The organism is Variovorax sp. efr-133-TYG-130 (assembly GCF_030208835.1).
Taxonomy (GTDB): domain Bacteria; phylum Pseudomonadota; class Gammaproteobacteria; order Burkholderiales; family Burkholderiaceae_C; genus Variovorax.
Map to the genome: position 1 here is coordinate 325838 of NZ_JARVTD010000029.1, position 16345 is coordinate 342182.

11 protein-coding genes are annotated in these 16345 nt (G+C 69.7%); 7 read left to right on the top strand and 4 right to left on the bottom strand.

Features of this window, described 5'->3' with window-relative positions; translation table 11 throughout:
• Window positions 1-24: 24 nt before the first annotated feature.
• Genes QRN67_RS24400 through QRN67_RS24415 form a run of 4 tightly spaced genes read left to right on the top strand, consistent with a single transcriptional unit; the run spans window position 25 to window position 7768 of the window.
• On the top strand, window positions 25-4224 hold the full coding sequence (locus tag QRN67_RS24400; RefSeq protein WP_285413938.1) for a YhdP family protein: 4200 nt from the start codon (window positions 25-27) through the stop codon (window positions 4222-4224).
• The gene (locus QRN67_RS24405; RefSeq protein ID WP_081268753.1) at window positions 4221-5036 is read left to right on the top strand and encodes a carbon-nitrogen hydrolase family protein; all 816 of its coding nucleotides are present in this window, start codon (window positions 4221-4223) and stop codon (window positions 5034-5036) included. The genes QRN67_RS24400 and QRN67_RS24405 overlap by 4 nt, the downstream gene beginning before the upstream one ends.
• Before the next feature lie 2 nt (window positions 5037-5038).
• Window positions 5039-7093: a two-component system sensor histidine kinase NtrB gene (locus QRN67_RS24410; protein WP_285413939.1), complete on the top strand. Its 2055-nt coding sequence runs from the start codon at window positions 5039-5041 to the stop codon at window positions 7091-7093.
• A 48-nt stretch (window positions 7094-7141) separates the two neighbouring features.
• Window positions 7142-7768: a response regulator transcription factor gene (locus QRN67_RS24415; protein ID WP_081268755.1), complete on the top strand. Its 627-nt coding sequence runs from the start codon at window positions 7142-7144 to the stop codon at window positions 7766-7768.
• 7 nt (window positions 7769-7775) lie between these two features.
• On the opposite strand, the gene QRN67_RS24420 is transcribed toward QRN67_RS24415, so the two are convergent.
• From QRN67_RS24420 to QRN67_RS24430, 3 genes are all read right to left on the bottom strand, one after another.
• Window positions 7776-8342 (bottom strand): OmpA family protein, encoded by a 567-nt coding sequence (locus QRN67_RS24420; protein ID WP_081268756.1) that lies wholly within the window; start codon window positions 8340-8342, stop codon window positions 7776-7778.
• A gap of 117 nt (window positions 8343-8459) precedes the next feature.
• The gene (locus QRN67_RS24425) at window positions 8460-9119 is read right to left on the bottom strand and encodes a YiaD family glycine zipper/OmpA-like lipoprotein (protein WP_285413940.1); all 660 of its coding nucleotides are present in this window, start codon (window positions 9117-9119) and stop codon (window positions 8460-8462) included.
• 196 nt (window positions 9120-9315) lie between these two features.
• The gene (locus QRN67_RS24430; protein ID WP_172839868.1) at window positions 9316-9456 is read right to left on the bottom strand and encodes a hypothetical protein; all 141 of its coding nucleotides are present in this window, start codon (window positions 9454-9456) and stop codon (window positions 9316-9318) included.
• Here QRN67_RS24430 and mltA point away from each other — a divergent pair.
• A complete protein-coding gene (gene mltA / locus QRN67_RS24435) occupies window positions 9455-10606 on the top strand; it encodes a murein transglycosylase A (protein ID WP_285413941.1) in 1152 nt (383 codons plus the stop codon). The genes QRN67_RS24430 and mltA overlap by 2 nt on opposite strands.
• 136 nt (window positions 10607-10742) lie before the next feature.
• The gene (locus QRN67_RS24440) at window positions 10743-12983 is read left to right on the top strand and encodes a PhoX family protein (RefSeq protein ID WP_285413942.1); all 2241 of its coding nucleotides are present in this window, start codon (window positions 10743-10745) and stop codon (window positions 12981-12983) included.
• Window positions 12984-13104: 121 nt separating this feature from the next.
• Here the strand turns inward: QRN67_RS24440 and QRN67_RS24445 are convergent, their stop codons facing one another.
• Window positions 13105-13572 carry an Lrp/AsnC family transcriptional regulator gene (locus QRN67_RS24445; protein ID WP_081268760.1) on the bottom strand — a complete coding sequence of 156 codons (468 nt, stop codon included), beginning with the start codon at window positions 13570-13572 and terminating at the stop codon, window positions 13105-13107.
• 105 nt (window positions 13573-13677) lie between these two features.
• Between QRN67_RS24445 and mdeB the strand changes: the two genes are divergently transcribed.
• Window positions 13678-16335 carry an alpha-ketoglutarate dehydrogenase gene (gene mdeB, locus QRN67_RS24450; RefSeq protein ID WP_285413944.1) on the top strand — a complete coding sequence of 886 codons (2658 nt, stop codon included), beginning with the start codon at window positions 13678-13680 and terminating at the stop codon, window positions 16333-16335.
• Window positions 16336-16345: the final 10 nt, after the last annotated feature.

Below are 16345 nucleotides of genomic sequence, written 5' to 3' on the forward strand. Positions count from 1 at the left end.
ATTCCCGACACAGCGCGATCCTCAATGAACGACACGGCGTCTACCCCTTCACGTCTGCTCAAAATAACCGCTGTGACGGCGCGCTGGCTGCTGGGTCTGTTGATCGCTGCATGGCTTCTGCTGGCGCTGTCAGTCGTTGTCCTACACGCGTGGATTGTGCCGCGAATCGGCGATTTTCGCGGGGCTCTGGAAGCACAGGCTAGCAAGGCCATCGGCGTGCCGGTCCGCATCGGATCGATCACCGCCCGCTCCGAAGGGCTTTTCCCGGCCTTCGAGCTGCGAGACGTGGTGCTGCAGGATGCCGACAGGCGCGAGGCCCTTCGCCTCGTGCGCGTGGTGGCCAGCGTGTCGCCGCGCTCGCTGTGGCGCCTCAATTTCGAGCAGCTCTACATCGAGGGCCCGCAGCTCGACGTGCGCCGCGACACTCAGGGAAAACTCCATGTGGCTGGTTTGCACATGGAGACCGACACCACCGGAGAGACCCGCGGCGCCGATTGGTTTTTCGCGCAGCGCGAGCTGGTCATCGAAGGCGGCACGGTGCGCTGGACCGACGAGCAGCGCAAGGCCGAACCGCTCCTGCTGACCGACGTGCGCTTCGTCGCGCGCAACACCGGCCTGCGCCACGGCGTGCGGCTCGACGCCACGCCGCCGGCCGGCTGGGGCGAGCGCTTCACGCTGCGCGGCCAGTTCCGCCAGCCGCTGCTGTCCATGCGCAGCGGCCACTGGCAGACCTGGGACGGCCAGCTCTATGCCGACCTGCCCTACATCGACGTGACCCGCCTCGGGCAGTACGTGTCGCTCGACGCCCGCATCCGCGAAGGCAACGGCGCGCTGCGCGTGTGGGCCGACGTGGACGACGGCCAGATCGTCGGCGGCGCGGCCGACCTGGGGCTCGACAAGGTCGACGTGTCGCTCGACAAGGGGCTGCAGCCGCTGGTGCTTCGCGGCGTCACCGGCCGGCTGTCCGGCCGGCTCACCGCGGACACGCTCGAGTTCTCGACCACCGCGCTGCAGTTCGGCACCAGCGACGGCCTGCGCTGGCCCGGCGGCAACCTGTGGCTGCAGCACACGCCCGCCAGGGGCCGCACGCCCGAGCACGGCGCGCTGCGCGCCGACCGGCTCGACCTCGCGGCGCTGGCGCTCATTGCCGACCGGCTGCCGCTGGGCGAAGCCTCGCACCGCCTGCTCGAGGCCTATGCGCCGCGCGGGCTGGTCGAGCACATCGATTTCAACTGGCAGGGCACCCTGGGCGCGCCCGACCGCTACCAGGCCAAGGGCCGCGTGAGCGGCTTGCGCGTGGCCTCGCAACCCGGCACGCCGCCGCAGCCGGCCGCCGCCGCGGCGCCGGCTCCGTCCACCACCACGGCCACGGCCAACGCCGCGGCTGCTGCGCCGAAGGTCCATGCCGGCACCCCCGGCCTGAGCGGCGCCACGGTCGACTTCGACGCCACCCACGCCGGCGGCACCGCCACGCTGGCCATCGCGCAGGGCACGCTCGAATTCCCCGGCGTGTTCGAGGATCCCGTCATTCCGATCGACCGGCTCTCGACGCAGTTGCAATGGAAGCTCGACAACGGCAATGCGCAGCTCCAGGTCTCCAGGCTGCGCTTCGCCAACGTCGACGCGGAAGGCGACGCCGAGGCCAGCTGGCGCACCAGCGACCCCGCCACCTCCAGCAGCAAGGGCCGCTACCCCGGCGTGCTCGACCTGCAGGGCAAGCTGACCCGTGCCGACGGCACGCGCGTGTTCCGCTACCTGCCGCTCGACATTCCCCAGCACACGCGCGACTACGTGCGCGAGGCCGTCACCAAGGGCACTGCGAGCAGCGTCGATTTCCGCGTGCGCGGCGACCTGCACGACATGCCCTTCCTGGACCCGAAGCAGGGCGACTTCCGCATCGCGGCCAAGGTGGCGGACGTCGACTACGCCTATTCGCCGCCCCACGTGCCGGCCACCGCGCCGCGCAACGGCAAGCCGCCGGCCGTGTGGCCGCCGCTCACCGCGCTGTCGGGCGAACTGGTGTTCGAGCGCGACAGCATGCTGGTGCGCAACGCGCGTGGCCGCCTGGCCGGCGCCGCCGGTGTCGAGGTGACCAGGGCCGAGGCGCAGATCCCGGAGCTGTCGCACCACGCGCCGCAACTGCGCGTCGATGCCCAGGCCAAGGGGCCGCTGGCCGAGGTGCTGCGCGTCGGCGCGCCGCTGGCCGGCACCGAGACGGGGGGCGTCGGCGAGGTCATGCAGCGCGCGCGCGCCACCGGTTCGGCCGACTACAAGCTGCATCTCGAACTGCCGCTCGCGGCCATGGACAACGCCAAGGTGCAGGCCAGCGTGACGCTGGCCGACAACGAGCTGCAGATCGTGCCCGAGGCCCCGTCGTTCTCCCAGACACGCGGCACGCTCAACTTCACCGAAACCGGCTTCTCGCTGGCCGGCGTGCAGGCCAGGCTGCTGGGCGGAGACATCCGCATCGAAGGCCGCGGGCGTTTCTCCGGCCCCAACCGGGAGGTCGCGCTGAAGGCACAGGGCACCGCCACGGCCGACGGCCTGCGCGGCACGCGCGAGGTCGACTGGCTCGCCCGCCTCGCGAAGAACGCGAGCGGCAGCACGCCGTTCTCAGCCACCTTCTCGATGCGCGACGGCACGCCCGAGTTCTCGCTTGCCAGCAGCCTGCAGGGCCTGGCGCTGCAATTGCCGCCGCCGCTCACGAAGTCCGCCGAGGAGCAGATGCCGCTGCGCGTCGAGAAGAAAGTGCTGGCGCGCGACAGCCGCCAGGGCGTCGCCACGCAAGACCAGCTCTCGTTCGAACTCGGCCGGGTCGGCTCGGCGCAATACGTGCGCGAGCTGGTGGGCGGCGAGGCGCGCGTGACGCGCGGCAGCATCGGCGTGGGCCTGGCGCCCGGCGAAACCGCCAGCCTGCCCGACAAGGGCGTGTTCGCGAACATCAACGTAGGCAAGCTCGACATGGGCGCGTGGCAGTCGCTGGTGGGCGATGCCGCTGCAAGCACGGGCACGGGCACGGAAGCCGCCGAGCGGTCCGACGACACCTCCCTGCTCGCCTACCTGCCCACGCGCATCGCGGTGCGCGCGCAGCAGCTGGGCGTTGCCGGGCGCACGCTGCACGACGTGGTGCTCGGCGGCACGCGCGACGGCGCCCTCTGGCGCGCCAACATCGACGCCGCCGAGCTCAGCGGCTACGCCGAATACAGTCATACGCAGGCCGGCCGCCTCTATGCACGGCTCGCGCGCCTGAAGATCGCGCCGTCCGAGGCCACGCAGGTCGAGACCCTGCTCGACGAACAGCCCGGCACCCTGCCCGCCCTGGACATCGTGGTGGACGACTTCGAGCTGCTCGGCAAGCGCCTGGGCCGGGCCGAGATCGATGCCGTCAACCGCGGCGGCGCCGGCCGCGAATGGGCGCTCAACAAGCTGGCCTTCAGCACGCCCGACGCCAACTTCTCGGCCAAGGGCAGCTGGGCCGCGATTCCCGGTGCCGCGGCCGGCCAGCGCCGCACCGCCATGAGCTTCAAGCTGGAGATCGTCGACGCCGGCGAGCTGCTGACGCGCTTCGGCATGCCCGGCGTGCTGCGGCGCGGGCGCGGGCGGCTCGAAGGCGACGTCAACTGGCGCGGTTCGCCGTTCTCGCTTGACTATCCCAGCCTGGGCGGGCAGCTGCAGGTCGACGTCGAGCAGGGCCAGTTCCTCAAGGCCGACCCCGGCCTGGCCAAGCTGCTCGGCGTGCTGAGCCTGCAGGCGCTGCCGAGGCGGCTCACGCTCGATTTCCGCGACGTGTTCAGCCAGGGCTTCGCTTTCGACTTCATCCGCGGCGACGCCAAGATCAGCAAGGGCATCGCCAGCACCAACAACCTGCAGATGAAGGGCGTGAACGCCGCGGTGCTGATGGACGGCTCGGCCGACATCGTGCGCGAGACGCAGAACCTGCGCGTGGTGGTGGTGCCCGAGATCAACGCCGGCACCGCCGCGCTGGTGGCCACCGCCATCAATCCGGCCGTCGGGCTCGGCACCTTCCTGGCCCAGTGGGTGCTGAGCAAGCCGCTCTCGGCCGCGGCCACGCAGGAGTTCCATATCGAAGGCACCTGGGCCGACCCCAAAATAGCGAAGGTGCCGCGCTCGCTGCAGCTGCTGCCCCAGGGCATTCCCAACATGCCGGGGCTGCCCAGCACGCCCACCGCGGACGACGGCAAGAAAACGGAGACTACGCAATGAAAGTCGCAGCCATCCAGATGGTGTCGGCCATCGCGCGCGAGGCCAACCTCGCGCGCGCCCACGACCTGCTCGCACGGGCCGCCGAAGCCGGCGCCGAGCTCGCGGTGCTGCCCGAGTATTTCTGCATGATGGGCGCGCGCGACACCGACAAGCTCGGCCTGCGCGAGACCGCCGGCGCGGGCACGGTGCAGGGCTTCCTGGCCGACGCGGCGCGCGAGTTCGGCCTGTGGATCGTCGGCGGCACGCTGCCCATCGAGAGCACCGACGCCGAGCACGTGTTCAACAGCTCGCTCGCCTTCTCGCCCGAAGGCCGCTGCGTGGCGCGCTACGACAAGATCCATCTCTTCTTCTTCGACAACGGCACCGAGCGCTACGACGAGCGCCGCGTCATCGCGCCCGGCGCCGAGCCCGTGGTGTTCGATCTGCCCTCGCGCGACGGCCACGGCTGGCGCGTGGGCATGAGCGTCTGCTACGACCTGCGCTTTCCCGAGCTGTACCGCGCGCTGGCAAAGCAGGGCGCCGACCTGCTGCTGGTGCCCAGCGCCTTCACGCGCACCACCGGCGCGGCGCACTGGGAGGTGCTGCTGCGCGCCCGCGCCATCGAGAACCTCGCCTGGGTGGTCGCGCCCGCGCAGGGCGGCACGCACGAGAACGGCCGCCAGACCTGGGGCCAGTCGCTGGTCGTCGACCCCTGGGGCACGGTGGTGGCGCAACAGGCCACCGAGGAAGGCGTGGTGCTGTTCGACATCGACGCCGGACAGGTCGCGCGCATGCGCATGCAGCTGCCCGTGCTTTCGCACAGCGTCCTGTAGCAATGTCCGATGCGCTGCTGACCGTCCCACCGAGGCGATGGGCGCTCATCGCGTTCGCGCGCCTGCGCTCGCTGTGGCAGCGCTGGTTCCTGTGGCTGCTGCTGGCGGTGCTGGTGTCGGCGCTGCTGGTCACGGTGGTGTGGCTCGCGGGCCGGCACGAGGTCGAACAGGTGCAGGCCTCGCTCGACCGCGACACCGCCGACGCCGTGTCCGACCTGCGCAGCGGCTTCCAGCGCAACGCGCAGAGCCTGCGCGCCACGCAGGCTCCGGGCGCCAACCTGGGGCAGTGGAGCGACATCGCCGCCTCGCTGCTGCGCGAGCACCGCGAGTGGCTGCGGCTCGAATGGCGCGACGCCGCGCTGCGCCCGCTGCAGGCCGTCAACACGCCCTACCGCATGCGCATCCTCGACGAGGCCAGCCGCGGGCCCGAGCAGTCCGACGTCACCCTGGCCTGCGCGGCCGCGCGTAAGCTGGGCGCGTCGGCCTACTCGCCGAGCCACTACGTGCCGGTGGCGGGCGGCGGCGGCGTCGAGGTGATGGAGCTGTGCGTGCCGATCGACGCGGGCGGCTACCTCGTGGCCAGCTACTCGCTGCGCGACGCGCTGATCGAGCTGGTCGGCCCCACGCTCACGCGCGGGCAGGAAGTGGCATTCACCGAGGCCGACGGCACGCGGCTGGTGGCGCTGGGCACCTCGCGGCGCACCGGCACGCGCGTGTTCACCTCGCAGCAGCTCATCGACCTGCCGGGCACCTCGCTGATGCTGCGCGTGGACGGCTGGCGCGCGGCGCCAGACCTGTTCCCGAACATGCTCACCGCGCTGGTCACGGCCATCTCGATCGCGCTGGTGTCGGTGCTGGTGCTGCTGGCGCGCGACACCCGCCGCCGCCTGCGCGCCGAACGCGACCTGGCCGACGCGCTGGCCTTTCGCAAGGCGATGGAAGACTCGGTCATCACCGGCTTGCGCGCGCGCGACCTGCAGGGCCGCATCACCTATGTGAACCCGGCCTTCTGCGAGATGGTGGGCTTCACGCCCGAAGAACTCATGGCCGGCAACGCGGAGGCGCCCGAGGCGCCCTACTGGCCCACGGAACTGGCGCACGAATACCAGCAGCGCCAGGCGCGGCGGCTGGCGGGCGGCATGCCGCCGCGCGAGGGCTTCGAGTCGGTCTTCATGCGCAAGGACGGCACGCGCTTTCCGGTGCTGATCTTCGAGGCGCCCCTCATCAACGCCCACAAGGTGCAGACCGGCTGGATGAGCGCCTTCATCGACGTGAGCGAGCAGCGCCGCATCGAGGAGCTGTCGCGCGCCAGCCAGGAGCGCCTGCAGGCCAGCGCGCGCCTGGCCACGGTGGGCGAGATGGCGTCGCTGCTGAGCCACGAGCTCACGCAGCCGCTGGCTGCCATTGCCAGCTATGCCAGCGGCTCGCTCAACCTGCTCGGCCCGCATGCGCGCGGCGACCAGGGCGAAGTGGCGATGGCGGTGAGGCGCATCGCCGAGCAGGCCGACCGCGCCGGCCAGGTGATCCGCAGCGTGCACGACTTCGTGCGCCGGCGCGACCGCACGCGCGAGCCGGTCGCGCCGCAGGCGCTGATCGACGCGGTGCTGCCGCTGGTGCGGCTGCAGGCGCGCAAGCTCGGCGTGAGCATCGAGGTGGTGTTCGAAGACCGCCTGCCAGCGGCCATGTGCGACCGCACGCTGGTCGAGCAGGTGCTGCTGAACCTCGCGCGCAACGCGATGCAGGCCATGGACAGCCCCGACAACGTCGGCAGCCGCGTGCTGCGCCTGCGCGTGGCGCGTGCGGCGGCGGTGGGCGGCGCGGTGCAGGAAGACGGCCGGCGCTGGCTCGAGTTCTCGGTGGCCGACCTGGGCTGCGGCATCAGCGACGAAGTGGCCCAGCGGCTCTTCACGCCTTTCTTCACCACCCGCGCCGACGGCATGGGGCTCGGCCTGAGCCTGTGCCGCACGGTGGTGGAGCAGCATGGCGGCGCGCTGGTGTTCGAGCCGAACAAGCCGCGCGGCACCGTCTTCAGGTTTACGCTACCGGCGGCAGCCTGACGGCGCCCTTTTTCCTCAAGCAAACAATCTTCCGCTGGACCTCATGGCATGCAACCGCTGATCGATGGATTGATCTTTATCGTGGACGACGACGCCAGCGTGCGCGAAGCGCTCGCCTGGCTGCTGCGCTCGCGCCGCCTGGCCAGCGAGCACTTCGGCAGCGCGGAGGCCTTCGAGCAGTTCCTCGACCAGGGGCCGCTGCCCCAGCAGCCGCTGTGCCTGCTGCTGGACGTGCGTATGCCGGGCACGAGCGGGCTGGTGCTGTTCGACCGGCTCGTGGAGCGCGGCCTGCTGCCCGCCATGCCGGTGATCTTCCTGACCGGGCACGCCGACGTGCCGACGGCCGTCGACGCCGTGAAGCGCGGGGCGTTCGACTTCTGCGAGAAACCGTTCTCGGACAACGCGCTGGTCGACCGCATCGAGCATGCGCTGAATGCGTCGCTGCAGGCGCTCGAGCTGCAGCGCCAGCGCCGCGGCCTGTCGGAGCGCATCGCCGAGCTGACCGACCGCGAGCGCGACGTGATGCGGCTCGTGATCGAGGGCCTGCCCAACAAGCTCATCGCCGACCAGCTCGCGATCAGCGTGCGCACGGTGGAAGTCCACCGCGCGCGCGTGTTCGACAAGATGGAAGTGAAGTCGGCCGTGGAGCTGGCCAACCGCCTGCGGGACCTCTAGAGGCCCGTCAGGCTTTCTCCGCGACGAAGATTTCGACGCGGCGGTTCTGTGCGCGGCCGGCGGCCGTGCCGTTGTCGGCCAGCGGTTCGCGCGAGCCGCGGCCGTCGGTGGTGATGGCGGTGGTCGACACGCCGCGCGCCACCAGATGGTTGCGCACGCTGTCGGCACGGCTCACCGACAGGCGCTCGTTGCCTTCTTCGCTGCCGGTGTTGTCGGTGTGGCCCACCACGCGCACGCTGGCGGCGGTGGCGCTCTTCAGGCCGGCGGCGACCTTGTCGAGCACCTGCGCGAGGTTGCGCTTGACGTTGGCACGGCCGGTGTCGAACGACAGCTCGTTCGGGATCACCACGTGCAGCTGGTTGTCGGCGGTCTGCTCGATCACCACTCCGGTGCCCTTGGTCGAAGTTTCGAGGTCGGCCTTCAGCGTGGCCAGGCGCGCGGTCCAGCTGTTCGCCGGTGCGGGGGCCGGTGCCTCGGCGGCCGGCGGTGCGGGTGGCGGCGTCGACTGCGAAGCACAGCCCGCAATGAACAGCAAAGCGGCCGCGGCCGCACTCGAAACGACAAACTTCCTCATGAGATTCCCTCTTCTCTAAACGGACAAATGGCGGGTTCCGGCTTCTTGAAAGCGGCCGGTTCCCCGGTGGAGTGGTCAGGGTGCCGGCGCACCGAGGCGCGCCGGCACCCTGCCGGATCAGCCTTGCGGAGCGCGCTCGCCCACGAAGATCTCGACGCGGCGGTTCTGCGCGCGGCCCGCGTCGCTGTTGTTGTCGGCGATCGGCTCGCGCGAGCCGCGGCCTTCGATGCGGAAGGCAGCCGGGTTCACGCCGCGCGCCACCAGGTAGTCGCGCGTGCTGGCTGCACGCTCGACCGACAGCGGGTTGTTGATGGCGTCGGAGCCGGTGCTGTCGGTGTGGCCGATGATGCGCACCTCGGCGTTCGGGTTGTTGCGCAGGCCGTTCGCGAACTGGTCGAGCACCGGCGCGAAGTTCGACTTGATGTTGGCGCGGCCCACGTCGAAGGACACGTCGCTCGGGATCTGCAGCTTCAGCTCGTTGTTGGGCGTTTGCGTGACGGCGATGCCGGTGCCCTGCGTGGCGGCTTCCATCTGGCGCTTCTGGTTTTCCATGCGCTGCGACCACAGGTAGCCGCCGAGCGCGCCGGCCGCGGCACCGACCACCGCGCCCGTGCCGATGGCACCGCGGTTGCCGCCGGTTGCGGAGCCGATCGCCGCGCCGCCCAGGGCGCCGATGCCGGCGCCGATGCCGGTGTTGCGCTGCGTGTCTGTCATGCCTCCGGCGCAGCCGGAGAGAACGAGGGCGGCGGCGGCGGTTGCGAGTACGAACTTTTTCATGGCGATACCTTTCAGGGTTGAGTCAAGCGGGCCACAGCTTAGCTCCCGGGTGCCACGGATGGTACGGCCTCAAAGCCCCACGGAAAATAAGAAAAGTTTCGCCATTGCCCATGAATGCTGCGATGATTGCTACGAAAGTAATAGCAATGGGGTACTTCTCCGACAAGTTGCGGCGGCGCCGGACTGCACAAGCAATTCACGCTTCGGGCGGCGGCTTGCGGTCGGTGTCGTCCTCGTCGTGCAATTCACCCTTCTTGCGGCCGGAAAACATGGTCCACCAGATGATCAAGATGAACACAAGTCCCGCGGCGAGGGCTTCAAGCAGAATCAAACCCATGAGAAATGGACTCCAGTGGCTGGTCGGGCTCTTGATCGTAGCAACGCTCGCAGCCTGCTCCACCGGCCCGCGCGCACCCGACCTGCCGACGCGCCCCCCCGTCATCACCCCGCCGCGCGACCTCGGCCCGCTCACCGGCTCGCTCGCGCATCCCAAGAGCCGCTGGGTGCCGGTCGGCTGGGCCGAGCTGCCGGGCTTCGGCGAAGACCCGCTGCACGAAGCCTGGATCGCGCTGCTGGCCAACTGCTCGCGCCCCAATGCCGCCTTCGCGCCGCTGTGCCGCGACGTGCGCCAGCTGACCATCGCCACGCCCGAAGAACAGCGCCAGTGGATGACCGAGCGGCTGCAGCCCTACCGCGTCGAGGCGCTGAACGGCCAGAGCGAAGGCAAGCTCACCAGCTACTACGAGCCGGTGTACGAGGCCTCGCGCGTGCCCACCGCCACCTTCAACGTGCCGATCTACCAGGCCCCCGATGGCCTGGCACCGCGCCGCCCCTGGTACACGCGCCAGGAAATCGAGACCCTGCCCGAAGCCCAGGCCGCACTGCGCGGCCGCGAGATCGCATGGATGGCCGACCCCATCGACGCGCTGATGCTGCACATCCAGGGCTCCGGCCGGTTGCGCATCACCGAGGCCAACGGCTGGCAGCACACCGTGCGCATGGCCTTCTCGGCCACCAACGAGCAGCCCTACCGCAGCGTGCAGCAATGGCTCATGAGCCAGGGCGTGACCAAGGTCGGCAAGTGGCCCGACGACACCAAGGCCTGGGCCGCGCAGAACCCCCAGCGCGTGACGCAACTGCTGTGGAGCAACCCGCGCTACGTGTTCTTCCGCGAAGAAACCATGAGCGAGGTCGATGCCGCCTTCGGCCCGCGCGGCGCGCAGGGCGTGCCGCTGACGGCGGGGCGTTCCATCGCGGTCGACCGCGAGAGCATCCCCTACGGCACACCGGTGTGGCTGGCATCCAACGGACCTGCTGCGCAATTGCAGAAGCTGGTGGTGGCGCAGGACACCGGCAGCGCGATCCTGGGCGCCGTGCGGGCCGACTACTTCGCCGGCACCGGCGCCGACGCCGGGCGGCTTGCGGCAAGCATGAACCAGCCGCTGCGGCTCTGGGCGCTGTGGCCGAGGCAGTTGCCGGCGCCCTGATTTTTGCCGGCGCGGCGGGCCGTCAGGGAGATCGATTCAACCTGACGGGAAGCTGAGCAATTCACAGAAGCGTCATACGAAGTGCCTAACTTCGCGGGCTGGTTTCCTTTCCACCCCACGAAGAAAGACATTGCGCATGACCGCAAACACCCGCACCGACGATCCCTCGGTCGATCTCGACGACATCGGCACCAACCCCACGTCGAACCCCTCGTTCACCGACCTGATCGCCGCGCGCCTGAGCCGCCGGCGCCTGTTCGGCCTCGGCGCCGGCACCGCCGGCACGGCCCTGCTGCAAGCCTGCGGCGGCGGTGGTGGCGGCGCAGGCGCCGCACCCTTCCCGATCCTGCCGCCGGCACCCGCCCCAGCCCCCGCGCCGGCACCGGCACCGGCCCCCGCCGGCCCGATGAAGCTTGGCTTCAATGCCGTGGCCAAGAGCCTCGCCGACGTGGTCACCGTGCCCGCCGGCTACACCGCCAGCGTGCTGTACCGCCTGGGCGATCCGACCGCAGCCGGTGTCGCCGCCTACAAGAACGACGGCACCGACGACGCGACCACCTACGACCGCCGCGCCGGCGACCACCACGACGGCATGACCTTCTTCGGCATGAATGCGTCGAACAAGTGGGACGCCACCAGCGCCACGCGCGGCCTGCTCGTGATGAACCACGAAGCCATCACCCCCGTGTTCCTGCACCCTACGGGCCAGACCGCCGTCAGCGGCGTGCGCACGGTTGCCGATGAAGTGCTGCGCGAGTTCTACCTGCACGGCGTGAGCGTGATCGAGGTCAACAAGAGCGGCAGCACCTGGAGCTACAAGCAGGACTCGAGCTTCAACCGCCGCGTCCACACGCTGACCGAAATGACCTTCTCGGGCCCGGCCGCCAAGACCGACTACCTGAAGACCAAGTACTCGACCGACGGCAGCAAGACCCGCGGCACGGTCAACAACTGCGCCAACGGCACCACGCCGTGGGGCACGTACCTGACCTGCGAAGAGAACTGGGCCGGCTACTTCCGCCGCGTCACCGCCAACGACAACGCCAACCGCACCGCCAAGGAACTCGCTTCCTTCAGCCGCTACGGCGTCGCCGGCACCGGCCGCGAGCTCTGGGCCACCGTGACGCCCGACACCGCCGACAACCTGTACGGCCGCTGGAACACCGAAGTCACCGTCGTGGGCGGCACCGCCACCGACGACTACCGCAACGGCGCCAACACCTACGGCTGGGTGGTCGAGATCGACCCCTTCAACCCCACCAGCACCCCGAAGAAGCGCACCGCGCTCGGCCGCTTCGGCCACGAAGGCGCCTGCCTGGGCCCGGTCGTGGCCGGCAAGCCGCTCGTCTGGTACATGGGCGACGACTCGCAGAACGAGTACCTCTACAAGTTCGTGTCGACCAGGAACTGGGATGCGGCCGACATCGGCGGCGGCATTGCAGCCGGCGACAAGTACATGGACGACGGCAAGCTCTACGTCGCCAAGTTCAAGGCCGACGGCACGGGCGACTGGCTCGAACTGAAGCTGGGCGTCAACAACATCACCGCGAGCTACGCCAGCTACGCGTTCGCCGACGCGGCCGACGTGGTGATCAACGCGCGCCATGCAGCCGACGCAGCCGGCGCCACGAAAATGGACCGCCCGGAATGGACGGCCGTGAACCCGAAGAACGGCGAGGTGTACCTCACCCTGACCAACAACTCGGCTCGCGCGATCGGCACCACCGATGCCGCCAACCCGCGTTTCTACAACGACCCCAAGGGCACCAGCTCGCAGCGTGGCAACCCGAACGGCCACATCGTCCGCTTCACCGACACCGGCGGTGACCCGGCGGCCGTCAGCTTCAAGTGGGACGTGTACCTGTTCGGCGCGCGCTCGACCGCATCGGCCGACGTGAACGTGTCCGCCCTCGGCGCCGACAACGACTTCTCCAGCCCCGACGGCATGTGGTTCAGCCAGGCTGCGCCCGGCCTGCTGTGGATCGAGACCGACGACGGCAAGTACACCGACGTGACCAACTGCATGCTGCTCGGGGCGCTGCCTGGCAAGGTCGGCGACGGTGCGGCCAGGACCATCACCAACTTCGACGGCGCCACCACCGCGCAGCAGGCGACTTTCGTCGGCAAGGCACCGGGCACCGACGGCCTGCGCCGCTTCCTCGTCGGGCCGAAGGAGTGCGAGATCACCGGCATCGCCGAATCGGGCGACGGCCGCGCGCTGTTCGTGAACATCCAGCACCCGGGCGAAGACACCAAGGTGGCCGACATCACGACCCCGGCCAAGTTCTCCAGCCACTGGCCCGAAGGCGGCAACGCCCGCCCGCGCTCGGCAACCATCGTCATCACGAAGAACGACGGCGGCCTGATCGGCCTGTAAGCAAGGGTCGCCCCCTTTCCGGGAGGGAACACCGTGGAACCGGCTCTGCCGGGCCACCGGTGTTGCCCCCGGCGAGGGGGTAGGCGCAGCGACACGAAGTGCGCGAAGCCTGGGGGAGTACCTAGTCCTTCGGCAGCGGCAGCGCCGTCTTGTATCTCACCTGCTTGAGCGCAAAGCTCGAGCGGATCTTCTCGATTCCTGGAATCGGCGTGAGCTGTTCCATGATGAATTTCTCCAGCGCCGCCATGTCGGCCACGGCGATGCGGATCAGGTAGTCGCTGTCGCCTGTCATCAGGTAGCACTCCATCACCTCGTCGTGTTCGGCGATGCGCTGTTCCAGGTCGGCGAGCGATTGCCGGTTCTGCGTCGCGAGGCTGATCGAGATGAACACGTTGAGCCCGAGGCCCAGCGCCTTGGGGTTCGCCAGCGCCACGTAGCGGTCGATCACTCCGTGGGTTTCGAGCGCCTTCACGCGGGCCAGGCAGGGCGACGGCGACAGGTGCACGCGGCGCGCCAGTTCCACGTTCGACAGCGCGCCGTCGCGTTGCAGTTCATCAAGAATGCGCAGGTCGATGGTGTCCAGTTGCATGAAATGCCGCGTCTCCGTAATTTCGCGGAATTTTATGCCGCGAGGTGCGCATGGACTTGCACGCGCCGGTAGCTAATTCTTCGCATGCCGGCCTAAAGTGCCGCCATGAACGCCCCGATTTCCGCCGACCAGATGCGCGCGCTGCTGCTCGATACGCCGCTGTCGCACGACCCCGATCCCGCCGAGACCGCCGAATGGCGCGACGCCTTCCTGGCGCTGGCGCAGTCGCAGGGTCCGCAGCGCGCCAAGCAGATGCTCACCGAGCTGGCACGGCTGGCGCGCCAGCAGCGCATCGGCTGGCAGCCCGAACTGGCCACGCCGTACGTCAACACCATCGCCGCGCAGGACCAGCCGCCGTTTCCGGGCGACCTGGCCATCGAGGAAAAGCTCGCCTCGCTGATGCGCTGGAACGCGCTCGCGATGGTGGCCAAGGCGAACCAGGCGTATGGCGAACTCGGCGGCCACATCGCCAGCTACGCAAGCGCGGCCGACCTGTTCGAAACCGGCTTCAACCATTTCTTCCATGCGCGCAGCGACGCCCATCGCGGCGACCTGGTGTTCTTCCAGCCGCACAGCGCGCCCGGCGTCTATGCCCGTGCCTACCTCGAAGGCCGCCTGAGCGAGGAAGACCTGAAGCACTACCGCCAGGAACTCACCGCGCCCGCCTTCACCGACGGCAGCGGCGCGCGTGGCCTGTGCAGCTACCCGCATCCGTACCTGATGCCGGACTTCTGGCAGTTCCCCACCGGCTCGATGGGCATCGGCCCCATCAGCTCGATCTACCACGCGCGCTTCATGCGCTATCTCACGCACCGCAACCTGCTCGACTGCGAAGGCCGCAAGGTGTGGGGCGTGTTCGGTGACGGCGAAATGGACGAGCCCGAGTCGATGAGCGCGCTGACGCTCGCCGCGCGCGAGAAGCTCGACAACCTCGTATGGGTCGTCAACTGCAACCTGCAGCGCCTCGACGGCCCGGTGCGCGGCAACGGCCGCATCATCGACGAGCTCGAAAAGCTCTTTGCCGGCGCGGGCTGGAACGTCGTCAAGCTGGTGTGGGGCAGCGACTGGGACGGCCTCTTCGCACAGGACGTGAGCGGCGCACTGGCCCGCGTGTTCGCCAACACCGTCGACGGCCAGATGCAGACCTTCGCGGCCAAGGACGGCCGCTTCAACCGCGACAACTTCTTCGGACAGAACCCCGAGCTCGCGCGCCTGGCCGAAGGCATGACCGACGAGCAGATCGACCGCCTGAAGCGCGGCGGCCACGACCTGGTGAAGATCTATGCCGCCTACGCGGCGGCGGCCCGGCACAAGGGCCAGCCCACCGTGATCCTCGCCCACACCAAGAAGGGCTACGGCATGGGCAGCGCCGCGCAGGGCAAGATGACCACGCACTCGCACAAGAAGATGGGCGACGTGGACCTGATCGAATTCCGCGACCGCTTCAACCTGCCGCTGACCGACGCGCAGGCCACGGCGATGGACTTCTACCGCCCGCCGGAAGACAGCGCCGAGATGCGCTACCTGCGCCAGCACCGCGAGGCCCTCGGCGGCGCGATGCCACGGCGCGAGACCGCCTGCGACGTGGTGCCCAAGCCCGACATCGCGAGCTACGCGCAGTTCGCGACCGCGGCCGCCGGCAAGGAAATGAGCACCACCATGGCCTTCGTGCGCATGCTGGGCAACCTGCTGAAAGACCCGGCCCTGGGCCCGCGCATCGTGCCCATCGTGGCCGACGAGGCGCGCACCTTCGGCATGGCCAACCTGTTCAAGCAGGTGGGCATCTATTCGAGCGTGGGCCAGCGCTATGCGCCGGAAGACATCGGCTCGGTGCTGAGCTACCGCGAGGCCACCGACGGGCAGATCCTCGAGGAAGGCATCAGCGAGGCCGGCGCCATTGCGAGCTGGACGGCGGCTGCCACCAGCTACAGCGTGCACGGCCTGGCGATGCTGCCGTTCTACATCTACTACTCGATGTTCGGCTTCCAGCGCGTGGGCGATGCCATCTGGGCCGCGGCCGACCAGCGTGCGCGCGGCTTCCTGCTGGGCGCCACGTCGGGGCGCACCACGCTCGGCGGCGAAGGCCTGCAGCACCAGGACGGCAGCAGCCACCTGGTGGCCGCGACCATTCCCAACTGCAAGGCCTACGACCCGGCGTATGCGGGCGAGATGGCGGTGATCGTCGACGCGGGCATCCGCGAGATGATGGTCGAGCAGCAGGACGTGTTCTATTACGTCACGCTCATGAACGAGAACTACGCGCAGCCCGACGTGCCCGAGGGCGCGGAAGGCGACATCCTGCGCGGCTGCTACCGCTTCGGCACCTACGCGCCGGCATCGGGCAAGGCGAAGAAGAAGGTCACGCTGATGGGCTCGGGCGCGATCCTCACCGAAGTCGTCAAGGCGGCGCAGCTGCTGGCCGACGAAGGCATCGAGGCCGAGGTGTTCAGCGTCACGAGCTGGAGCGAACTCGCGCGCGACGGGCTGGCCTGCGAGCAGCGCGCACTGGCTGGCGAGAAAGAAGTCGGCGCTGCGTTCGTCGCGCGGCAGCTCGGCAAGGGCGGCAATGCGCCCATCGTTGCCGCCACCGACTACGTGCGCGCCGTGCCCGAGAGCGTGCGCGCCTTCCTGCCCGAAGGCCGCCGCTACATCACGCTGGGCACCGACGGCTTCGGTCGCAGCGACACGCGCGCTGCGCTGCGCGGCTTCTTCGGGGTGGATGCGGCCAGCATCGCGAGCGCCGCGCGTCACGCGCTGGCCTGAGCAGGCGCGG

Coding starts and splice junctions, on each gene's coding strand:
- QRN67_RS24400 (WP_285413938.1), top strand. CDS start 25: ATGAACGACACGGCGTCTACCCCTTCACGTCTGCTCAAAATAACCGCT.
- QRN67_RS24405 (WP_081268753.1), top strand. CDS start 4,221: ATGAAAGTCGCAGCCATCCAGATGGTGTCGGCCATCGCGCGCGAGGCC.
- QRN67_RS24410 (WP_285413939.1), top strand. CDS start 5,039: ATGTCCGATGCGCTGCTGACCGTCCCACCGAGGCGATGGGCGCTCATC.
- QRN67_RS24415 (WP_081268755.1), top strand. CDS start 7,142: ATGCAACCGCTGATCGATGGATTGATCTTTATCGTGGACGACGACGCC.
- QRN67_RS24420 (WP_081268756.1), bottom strand. CDS start 8,342: ATGAGGAAGTTTGTCGTTTCGAGTGCGGCCGCGGCCGCTTTGCTGTTC.
- QRN67_RS24425 (WP_285413940.1), bottom strand. CDS start 9,119: ATGAAAAAGTTCGTACTCGCAACCGCCGCCGCCGCCCTCGTTCTCTCC.
- mltA (WP_285413941.1), top strand. CDS start 9,455: ATGAGAAATGGACTCCAGTGGCTGGTCGGGCTCTTGATCGTAGCAACG.
- QRN67_RS24430 (WP_172839868.1), bottom strand. CDS start 9,456: ATGGGTTTGATTCTGCTTGAAGCCCTCGCCGCGGGACTTGTGTTCATC.
- QRN67_RS24440 (WP_285413942.1), top strand. CDS start 10,743: ATGACCGCAAACACCCGCACCGACGATCCCTCGGTCGATCTCGACGAC.
- QRN67_RS24445 (WP_081268760.1), bottom strand. CDS start 13,572: ATGCAACTGGACACCATCGACCTGCGCATTCTTGATGAACTGCAACGC.
- mdeB (WP_285413944.1), top strand. CDS start 13,678: ATGAACGCCCCGATTTCCGCCGACCAGATGCGCGCGCTGCTGCTCGAT.